We start from the raw sequence: 9,591 nt of genomic DNA, 5'->3' as shown, positions 1-9,591 counted from the left end.
ACCCCGCCGAAGTCGCCGCAGACCAACGGAATGGTCGAGCGCTTCAACGGCCGGATCGAAGAGGTCCTGCAGAGCCACCATTTCCGATCAGGCGAGGACCTGGAGACCACGCTCCACCGATACGTCTGGCTCTACAACCAGCAGCTCCCGCAATCAGCGTTGGCCAGCAAGGCGCCCTTGCAGGCCATGAAGGACTGGCACAAAATCAAGCCAGAGCTGTTCAAGAAACAGCCATACTACCTTCCGGGATGTGACACCCTGCGGAAACGTGGCGATTATTTCAGTCAAAACTTTGCAGTTCTGAAGTGCTCAATGAAACCTGACGCAAATGCATCCCCTTTCGCGTGAAAAATACCATACCTTAGAATTTTCACTCAGCCTCGGCCTATTCCGTCAAGAAGGCCGCCCTAAGCTCGCTGCTTTGGGACGGCGGCTTCTTTCTTGAAACCGCCGCTCAGATAAATTCAGCTTTTCAAACGCAACGGTTGACCGATCAGTCCGCTCTGTCGCCATCCTTCCGTTGAAGATGCTGAAACATGGAAGAACGGCAGGCATGCGAAAGCTGCATTGCGGCGTGGCATGACACGGAGAACGTGTCCTGTGGTCCGATCCTGTGCGGGCGACGCTTCGGAAGGGTCAGTCAGGCCGTCTCTGCCATCAGCGGCACTTCCTGGCCGGTCGCCTCATAGCTGATGGTCATCTCTTCCATGAACTTCAGAAGATCCGAGGTGGAGGCTCTGCGAATGTCTGGTTCGAGGCCAAAGGCCGCTTGGTAGGTTCGGAACGAAAGCACGCTGTCGTCTGTGTACATCATGCTCCAGCCCGAAAAACGCCGTGTCTCGATGCGTCCCGAGGCAACCACCCGGATGTCCCTGTGCGCCGGATCCGCCAGGATCGCGTGCCGAAGGCGCCGGACATCCTCCCAAGAGCCCTCGATGTACTGCACGAAGATGTCGCCTTCACGATGCAGATAACCTGTCAAATGCGTGTCTGGTGTTCTGCACCTGGCCTGCCGGAACAGCAGGGCCGCCGTCGCCAAAGCCGGCGCTGTCTTGGCGCGTGAGGAATAGATCCAGAAATAGTGCATGCCCGCCTCGTTTCATTTTGTTTTGGCGAGCATGTGTCCCCGGAGGTTAACGATTTCTGAATGCGCCGCTTGCGTTCCACCTGTCGGCGAAAGCCCGCTTGTCTGCGCCCTTGGCAGGACGCCTCCTTCGACTCCAAAGCCCTCCGCCGGGCCGTTAACGGGGGCTAATCGTGTAGAAGGGAAACGAGAAAGGGCGGGGCGCGCACTTTTGCGAAGGTGGCCGTACATCCACGGAAGGAGCAAAGTGGCTTCCGGCTGCGAGCTCTCTGGGCCTGTATACTCGCAGGAGGGACTGAAAGCGGTTCGATGTACCGGCGGCGGCCCTCCGATAGAAGGGATCAGACCGGTCCAGGTCCCGCCAGGCCATGTCGTCCTCGCTCACATAAGGCTCGATCTCCCAGGCGCGCTGACAACTCTCGGGGCAGAGGGTGATCCGGACGCGCTTGGCTGGCGCGCCGTCGACTTCCTCGACAAGGCCGACATCATTGCAGCGTTGACACATCGTGATTCTTCCCTCGGCTTGTTGTCCTCCATGAACGGAAGAAAACCCTAAAAAAACCCTAACGTTTCTCGGGATGTTGTTGCACAATTCAGGACAAGCTACTGACGCAAAAGGATGTTTTTCATTGGGGTAAGAATCTGCTAGTACAGAATTTACAATGACTGGGGTGCATTTGCGCAACACCGCCATGGTAGCTGCATGTTAACAAATGCAAAGTATTTTAATCATGTTTTCCGCCCAAAGAACTTCCTGGTAAAAATCCTTTAACCAAGGCGGCTCAGAAATACAAACGTGAAGCCACATTTGTCCGGAGCGCTCAATGGGTAGTTACCTGATTCTGGCCCTAATAATCGTGCTAACCGTCGTCGGCGACTATGCATTGAAGTTTGCGTCCCTAAAAGCCTCACCTTTCGTATCTGCTTGGTTTGCCGGAGGTGCACTCCTTTACGGCGCCACGGCAGCCGGTTGGATTGCGCTAATGCGCACGCATGATTTAGCCCAGATTGCCGTGCTCTATAGCTCCGCAACCATCGTTGCACTCACCCTCGTGGGCATCGTCTCCTTCGGTGAAACGCTGTCGATGAAACAGGTCATTGGGCTCTCTGCTGCTCTGCTTTCCGTTGTGCTTATGGAAGCCGAGGTCTGATTCGGGTCTCGCTTAACTTTTTATTAACGAAAGATGGCAAGAATGCTGATCGTGAAGCACTTTGTAAGGCCGAGCCCCATCCATGGCTTGGGCGTGTTCCTCCGGGAGCCGGTCACTGCTGGAACCATCGTGTGGAGGTACACCCCGATGTTCGACATCGAGATGCCGGTAGCCCTTGTCGCCAGCTTTCCGCCTGAAGAAGCAGAGACGGTGTATCACCACGCTGAGTATCTGCCGGACCGCGGCGTCTTTCGCCTTGGCAACGACGCCGACATCTTCATGAACCACAGCAGTGTGCCCAGTCTGGGCGATCGAGGCGACGAGATGATTGCACTGCGTGACCTCAACACTGGAGAGGAACTGACCTGCGACTATGGCGAGGTGCGCGTGGTAGGCTTTGAGACAGAAGTCGCTCTACGCTACGCCGCCGAATGACACGAGGCTCACTACCAAACCAGATAGTTCTCCTCGCCTTGGCGGCGCTAATTGCGGTGCTGGCGACACTTTGGATCTCGCTCTACACGGTACGTGAGGCAATGAACGCAGAGGCGGCTAAGGAATCCGAGCGGTTGATGGGCGGGCGATTGAGATCGTTACAGGAACAGGTGTCGTTGATCGCCAGCGATTATCACAATTGGACAGACCTTTTCTTGGACGCGAAAAACCTTGACTACGAGAGGCTGGCTTCGAACTACGGAATTACTGCCGAGCGAGGCGATGTCTTTCAATATGCCGAACTTTTCCGAGGCCCATTTCCAAAGCCTGTCGGCTGGCGCGAAGGGCAAGGCTTGGCGCCGCAGGAGGGCATTATCGATCGGGCCACTAAGTTGGCTCTGCGGGACCGGGTGCGCAACCTTGACGTCAATGGGCGCCAAACGGTCGATTATATGCAGCTGCATGACGGCATGTTGGTCATGTTTAGCAGCTCCTACCTGCTGCCTGAGGCCGGCATTCTGCTGGCCGATTTGGATCCCGATGATCAGGCTATTGCGGTAATTGGAAAGGTTCTTTCCGAGGAGCGCCTCACCAAGATCGCTGATGAGTTCTCGATGAGGGACATCCGAGTGGTCGAAACATCTCCCGGCTTGGGCCCCGGTACCGTCAATCTTCCTGCCATCGATGTCTCTGGGGAGCCGGTCGCTTGGCTTGAATGGCATCCGCCTACACCTGGAACAGTGCTCTTCCAGAAGATAGCGCCAATAATGTATGTCGTCAGCTTTGTTTTTGTCGGAGGTTTTTACTGGTGCGCAAAGGTGCTGCGCAATAACGCGACAAAGATTATAGTTCAGGAAGCAAAATCATTCGACCAGGCGCGCACCGATGCACTGACTGCGTTACCCAACCGATTTGCCTTGCGCGAGCATCTAAAGAGAGTCAACGCCAATGGCGCGCTTGATTGTGCCATCGTGGCTATGGACCTCGATCGTTTTAAGCAGATTAACGAAACCGTAGGACACATAGGAGGCGATCTGTTCCTCGAGGCATTCGGGGCAAGACTACGCGGTCTGTCGGATGACGAGACCTTCGTAGCCCGACTTGGAGGCGATGAGTTTGTACTCGTTATCTCATCGAACGGCTCGTTGGAAGAAGTTCTCTCGCGAAAATGTGCAGGATTGGACGAGATTACACGTGAGCCGGTCTCCTGCAACGGCGTGCGCTTTGACGTTATGGTTTCCAAGGGAGTGGCGAAGCTGCACGCTGGTCAACCGCGCGACGATGAACTGCTGCGCCGCGCCGACCGTGCATTGTACACCGCCAAGATGCGTGGCACCCAAAAGGCCATCTTTTATGATGACCAGATGGAGTGCGAAGACCGTGAGCACATGGCGATCGAAAGCTGGCTACGCAGCGCACTGATTGACGGAGAAGGTTTTTCCATAGTTTATCAGCCGATCGTCGCCGCAGCTGACGATTGCGAGGAAATGCGCTTTGAGGCCTTGGCCCGCTGGTGCTATCGTGATGCTGGCGAAGTTCCGCCGGACAAGTTTATTCAGGTTGCGGAGGCGAGGGGGCTGATTGTCCGGTTGGGCTGGCTTCTGCTGGATTTAATCTGTCGCGACATTAGAGGAATGGAACGCTGTAAAATTGGAGTAAATGTCTCTCCCCTGCAACTGATGACGCCGGGATTTGGTGATCTCTTCGCTGCACGCGTCGAGGCCAATGGTATCCAGCCGAAGCAAATCGAGGTCGAAGTCACCGAACAGATCGTTGTACGGGATGACGTGACCATTGTGCAGGAGCTAAATGTCCTGCGCGAACGTGGATTTAGCTTAGCACTTGATGATTTCGGCACTGGTTACTCTTCTATCGGGTACCTGACGCGGATGCCGTTCGATGTACTAAAGATCGACCGCTCCTTTGCGAGACTTCAGGCGGACAACGTTCAGCACCAGCGAATGGTTCGCTCAATGGTTGGGCTGGCCCATGCAATGGATCTGAAGATTATCGCCGAAGGCATCGAGACGCCCGAGGAGGCTTTGCGCTTCCGCGCTCTGGGTAGCGATTTTCTGCAAGGTTACTACTTCGGCCCTCCCGCGCCGCTTCGTAAGCGGGAGCTGGAGTCCACGGCTGTTTCAGCTTGACGGCTTGAAGGTATCCCTCCGGCGGGGGCCGTCTGGCCGAGAGTGAGGCGTCAGTCGTAGATCATGCGCTATGGCATGCTCTACGGTCATTTCGGATTTCGAGGTCCTGACCTGAGACCCGTATCTTCCTCCAGTTTGAGGTAGCATCCGCTCCAACCGAGGAGACGGACGATGAAGCGATCGAGGTTCAGCGAGGAGCAGATCATCGGGATGCTGAAGGAGCAGGAGGCCGGGATGTCTACGGCCGATGTCTGCCGGAAGCACGGGGTCCCCAAGTTCGACAGTTAGTCGCGTAAGGTATTGTTATTGTTCTCTCGGAGCAGGCGTTTGTGTGACTACGCGAGGCGTCAGGTCGGTTTAGTCAGGCTTAGGGCGTCAAAGAGGTCGAGTTGCTCCGGAGTGGTCTTGCTGGTTCCATGGAATGATCTCTCGCCGATATGGGCGGTGTGTTTCTGGATGCGCGCGAGCAGATCGAGAGCAGTGCGTGGGCTCGCGCTGTGGCCGTGAGTCTTCAGGCGCATCCGCATCACGCGGTAGAGCACGAGGGCGAGAAAGCAGATCATCGCGTGTGCCCGGATGCGCTCTGGCAGGCGGTGATGAACCGGCGCGATCTCGATGTCGGATTTCAGGACACGGAAGCCACGCTCGATGTCGGCGAGGGCCTTGTAGCGCGCAATGGCCTCGGCAGGCGCAATGTCGGGGGCATTGGTGAGGACTGCCAGCTTGCCGTCGAAGAGTTCGGCATTCCGGATCGCCGCCTCGTCAATGGTATGGCTGAACCTGTCCGAGTGCAGATCGGGCTTGATGAAGCGGGTCAGCTCTGCGTCGGCCACGGTGCGGGCGAACCTGCTATAGGCACCGCGATCGGAGGCGCGGCGTCCGCGGGCCGTCTGCCCCTCGTCCTGGGCATCGAGTTTGCCCACCATCCGCTCCGCCATCGCCTCCAGCTCGCCGATGCGGGCCCGACGCTTGAGGGATTGGTCTTCGGCCCGCAAGGGATCATGCGCCACAATGAGCCGGTGACCGGCGAAGGTGGCTTCTGCGACGCCCTCGTGGAAGGCGAGGTTCTGGAAGGTCTCGACTAGGTCGACATAGCGACGGGCCGGCACTGCCAGGATGAACTCCAGCGTGCGCTCCGACCGTTCAGCGACCGAGGTCAGTTCGGCGATGTTGTCGAGGCTGAGCAGGCCGCGGTCGGCCACCAGCACCACCCGCTGGATCGGGAAGCGCGCGAGCACCTTCTCCAGCATCCCTTGCAAGGTCTTCGTCTCGGCGACGTTGCCGGGGTGGACCGTATGCAAGAGCGGCAATCCTTCTGCGGTCTGGACCACGCCGAGGACGAACTGCCGGGCGATGCCGCCGCGTTCCTTGTTCATGCCGAAGGCGCGCAGATCGTCGGCAACCTCCCCCTCGCCGTGAATGCGCACAGTGGTCAGGTCGTAGAACACGATCGAAAGGTCTCGATCGAGCAAGGGGCGGAATTGGCGGCTCAGCGCGGCCTCGACGGGATCAAGGTTGTCCATCAAGGCCTCCATGGCGCGCAGGAGCTGCTGGTGTGTCGGGGTCTGCGGCATCCCGAACATCGCGACCGTCTCCAGCCACCGCAGGCATCCCAGCTTCGACTCCGGCGCGCAAAGCCGGTTGAACACCATCGCCCGGATCAGCGCCTCGGCATCGAAGCCGCGCCGGGATGAGCGCAGGGCCTGCTGCAAGGCTTTGTCGATCCCCAGGTCGCACCAGAGCTCGTGAAGGGCGAAGACGTCGCCATACGTGCGGCCGGGCTCCTGGATGACCTCCGATGCGGTATTCTCAGCGCGGCCAACGGCCCGGTTCGATAGTGTCCCAGCGGTTGGTGTAGGAGGCCGCGGGCGAAGCCCTTGGCGTAGCGTAGCGCGCGGCCGGGTGTGACGCTGGTGGTCACCGTCGATCTTCGAGAAGGTTCGGGTTGCGAGACTCGAAACCAAGAACGGAGACGACGATGACCGACGACAGAATGGCGCTGCTTGAGCTGGTTGAAAAGGAGGCCGATGGCGATCTCGTGCGCGAGATGCTGGCTTTCGCGGCCAGGCGGATCATGGAAGCGGAGATTGAGACCAGAACTGGCGTGGCAAAGGGCGTGCGTTCGCCGTCGCGTGAGGTTCAGCGAAATGGATACCGCGAGCGGGACTGGGACACCCGCGCCGGACGGATATCGCTGGAGATCCCGAAGCTGAGGAAGGGAAGCTACTTGCCGAGCTTTCTTGAACCGCGTCGGACAGCCGAAAAAGCACTCGTGGCTGTGATCCAGGAGGCTTACGTGCAAGGCTGTTGGATGTCACTGAGAACTGACCCGGCAGCAGTCTAAATTGTCACTGAGAACTGACCCATGTGGAATCTTGCCCCTGACGGGATTTGTCGGGGGTTTTCGGAGTGATCGACATGGGATTTTTGAGCGTCATTCGACGTTGGGCGTTACGGGACAAGATGCCCATCCGCGAGATCGCGCGGCGGACCGGGCTGTCTCGCAACACCATCAAGAAGTATCTGCGGGCGGGGATCGTTGAGCCCCGGTTCCAGACACCGGCGCGGCCGAGCAAGCTGGACCCATATGCCGAGAAGCTGACAGGCTGGCTGGTGACGGAGCAGCGCAAGTCGCGCAAGGACCGGCGCACCGCCAAGCAGATGCACGCTGATCTGGTTCAGCTTGGCTATGACGGCTCGTATGAGCGTGTCGCAGCCTTCGTGCGGACTTGGAAAGGAGACCGGCAACGCGCGCAGCAGACGACCGATCGCGGGACATTCGTGCCGTTGGTGTTCCAGCCGGGCGAGGCGTTCCAGTTCGACTGGAGCGAGGACTGGGCCTCTGTCGGCGGCAAGCGCATCAAGTTGCAGGTGGCCTATATCAAGCTGTCGCACAGCCGCGCGTTCCTGGTCAGGGCCTATTTGTTGCAGACGCATGAGATGCTGTTCGACGCGCATTGGCACGCGTTCCGGGTCTTTGAGGGCGTGCCGGGCCGCGGGATCTACGACAACATGAAGACGGCGGTGGATCGCGTGGGCGTTGGCAAGAAGCGCGATGTGAATGCGCGGTTCATGGCCATGACCAGCCACTATGTGTTCGAGCCCGACTTCTGCAACCCGGCGGCGGGCTGGGAGAAAGGCCAGGTCGAGAAGAACGTGCGCGATGCGCGCCACCGGCTCTGGCAGGTGATGCCGGCCTTTCCGGATCTTGATGCGTTGAATGTGTGGCTGGAAGAGCGCTGCAAGGCGCTGTGGACCGAAACCGCGCATGGCAGCCTGACCGGCAGCATCGCCGATGTCTGGGAGGCCGAGAAGCCTGCGCTGATGCCGTTGCCCACGGCCTTCGATGGCTTTGTCGAACACAGCAAGCGGGTGTCGCCCACCTGCCTGATCACCTTCGAGCGCAATCGCTACTCTGTCCCTGCCAGTTTTGCGAACCGCCCCGTCAGCCTGCATGTTTACCCCGAACGGCTGGTGATCGTGGCCGAGGGGCACGTGGTCTGCGAGCACCAGCGCATCATTGAACGGTCGCACCGGCAACCTGGCCGCGTCATCTATGACTGGCGCCTTTACCTCGCCGTGGTTCAGCGCAAGCCGGGCGCGCTTCGTAACGGCGCCCCGTTTGTCGAGATGCCAGAGGCATTCCGCCAGTTGCAGGATCAGATGCTGCGCAAGCCCGGCGGCGATCGCGAGATGGTCGAGATCCTGTCGCTGGTCCTGCATCACGATGAACAGGCGGTGCTGTGCGCCGTGGAAATGGCACTGGAGGCGGGCGTGCCGACCAAGACCCATGTGCTGAACCTGCTCCACAGGCTGGTGGATGGCACACCGACCGACCGGCTCGATGTGACGCCCCCTTCAAGTCTCGTTCTGACGAAGGAACCTGAGGCCAATGTCGCACGCTACGACGGACTGCGGGGAGGAACACGTCATGCGTCATGATCCCGCCGGAGCCGCCATCGTCATCATGCTGCGCAGCCTCAAAATGCCGGGCATGGCGCAGGCGGTGCATGACCTCATGGAACAAGGTGCCCCAGCGTTCGAGGTATGAGGAGGATCAGAAAACAGTCCGGGGGACTGTTTTCCCGACGATTGGATGCCGATGCTGTCGCAGTTGCTCAAGGCTGAAATGGCTGAACGCGAGGTGCGCTCCATCTCCTATCACATGAAGGCCGCGCGCTTCCCGGCCTACAAGGACCTGTCCGGCTTCGACTTCGCCGCCAGCGAGATCAACGAAGCCCTCGTGCGTCAACTCCATCGATGCGAGTTCATGGACGCGGCCGAGAATGTCGTGCTGATCGGCGGACGCGGCACGGGGAAAAGCCATGTCGCGACCGCCCTCGGCGTCCAGGCCATCGAGCATCACCGCAAACGCGTGCGCTTCTTCTCGACCCCGTCGAGCTGGTGAATGCGCTGGAACAGGAAAAGGCACAGGGAAAGGCCGGAAAGATCGCCGAGGCGCTGGTGAAGACCGAATTGGTGATCCTCGACGAGCTGGGATACCTGCCGTTCAGCGCTTCCGGCGGTGCGCTGCGAGTTATGTCCGAAAGTTGGTGATGGCCTGAAGTAGGCGGCATATCATGGCGGTGTTCACGCGCCGTCAGTCTCAAAAGAGAAAGGATATGCCACCATGGCCAAATCTACCGTTGTCCCGTTCGAACTGCCATCGGAATTTTCTGCGGATCCGTTGACCGAGGTAATCCAAGCTGGGGCCAAGGAGCTTCTGCGAACGGCGGTTCAGGCGGAGGTATCCGCCTTCCTCGCCGAGCATGCG

General features: G+C 59.1%; 5 protein-coding genes and 5 pseudogenes. 8 read left to right on the top strand and 2 right to left on the bottom strand.

Features of this window, described 5'->3' with window-relative positions; translation table 11 throughout:
- Nucleotides 1-255 (top strand): annotated as a pseudogene (locus JSE7799_RS00650) (integrase core domain-containing protein); the annotation flags it as partial.
- A gap of 385 nt (nucleotides 256-640) precedes the next feature.
- Here the strand turns inward: JSE7799_RS00650 and JSE7799_RS00645 are convergent.
- Nucleotides 641-1,087 (bottom strand): BLUF domain-containing protein, encoded by a 447-nt coding sequence (locus JSE7799_RS00645; protein ID WP_055661874.1) that lies wholly within the window; start codon nucleotides 1,085-1,087, stop codon nucleotides 641-643.
- Between the two features lie 821 nt (nucleotides 1,088-1,908).
- On the opposite strand from JSE7799_RS00645, the gene JSE7799_RS00635 reads away from it, so the two are divergent.
- The 4 genes and pseudogenes from JSE7799_RS00635 to JSE7799_RS00620 form a co-directional block, all read left to right on the top strand.
- A complete protein-coding gene (locus JSE7799_RS00635) occupies nucleotides 1,909-2,235 on the top strand; it encodes a DMT family transporter (protein ID WP_055661872.1) in 327 nt (108 codons plus the stop codon).
- 33 nt (nucleotides 2,236-2,268) lie between these two features.
- Nucleotides 2,269-2,670 (top strand): SET domain-containing protein, encoded by a 402-nt coding sequence (locus JSE7799_RS00630; protein WP_083480115.1) that lies wholly within the window; start codon nucleotides 2,269-2,271, stop codon nucleotides 2,668-2,670.
- Nucleotides 2,667-4,817: a putative bifunctional diguanylate cyclase/phosphodiesterase gene (locus JSE7799_RS00625; RefSeq protein ID WP_083480114.1), complete on the top strand. Its 2,151-nt coding sequence runs from the start codon at nucleotides 2,667-2,669 to the stop codon at nucleotides 4,815-4,817. The genes JSE7799_RS00630 and JSE7799_RS00625 overlap by 4 nt, the downstream gene beginning before the upstream one ends.
- 171 nt (nucleotides 4,818-4,988) lie before the next feature.
- Nucleotides 4,989-5,087 (top strand): annotated as a pseudogene (locus JSE7799_RS00620) (transposase); the annotation flags it as partial.
- 77 nt (nucleotides 5,088-5,164) lie between these two features.
- Here JSE7799_RS00620 and JSE7799_RS00615 read toward each other — a convergent pair.
- Nucleotides 5,165-6,649, bottom strand: a pseudogene (locus JSE7799_RS00615) (IS1634 family transposase); the annotation flags it as partial.
- Nucleotides 6,650-6,795: 146 nt separating this feature from the next.
- Between JSE7799_RS00615 and JSE7799_RS00610 the strand changes: the two are divergent.
- From JSE7799_RS00610 to JSE7799_RS00600, 3 genes and pseudogenes are all read left to right on the top strand, one after another.
- Nucleotides 6,796-7,122: pseudogene (locus tag JSE7799_RS00610) on the top strand (transposase); the annotation flags it as partial.
- 113 nt (nucleotides 7,123-7,235) lie between these two features.
- Nucleotides 7,236-8,759, top strand: a complete 1,524-nt coding sequence (gene istA, locus JSE7799_RS00605; protein WP_055661875.1) for an IS21 family transposase — start codon at nucleotides 7,236-7,238, stop codon at nucleotides 8,757-8,759.
- A gap of 163 nt (nucleotides 8,760-8,922) precedes the next feature.
- Nucleotides 8,923-9,350, top strand: a pseudogene (locus JSE7799_RS00600) (ATP-binding protein); the annotation flags it as partial.
- Between the last annotated feature and the right edge of the window lie 241 nt (nucleotides 9,351-9,591).

The organism is Jannaschia seosinensis, from assembly GCF_001408515.1.
In the GTDB taxonomy this organism is placed as follows: domain Bacteria; phylum Pseudomonadota; class Alphaproteobacteria; order Rhodobacterales; family Rhodobacteraceae; genus Jannaschia; species Jannaschia seosinensis.
This window is presented reverse-complemented; position numbering and strand designations above follow the sequence as displayed.

Excerpts from the sequence above, each read along its gene's own strand:
- istA (WP_055661875.1), top strand. The coding sequence starts at position 7,236 with ATGGGATTTTTGAGCGTCATTCGACGTTGGGCGTTACGGGACAAGATG.
- JSE7799_RS00645 (WP_055661874.1), bottom strand. The coding sequence starts at position 1,087 with ATGCACTATTTCTGGATCTATTCCTCACGCGCCAAGACAGCGCCGGCT.
- JSE7799_RS00625 (WP_083480114.1), top strand. The coding sequence starts at position 2,667 with ATGACACGAGGCTCACTACCAAACCAGATAGTTCTCCTCGCCTTGGCG.
- JSE7799_RS00630 (WP_083480115.1), top strand. The coding sequence starts at position 2,269 with ATGGCAAGAATGCTGATCGTGAAGCACTTTGTAAGGCCGAGCCCCATC.
- JSE7799_RS00635 (WP_055661872.1), top strand. The coding sequence starts at position 1,909 with ATGGGTAGTTACCTGATTCTGGCCCTAATAATCGTGCTAACCGTCGTC.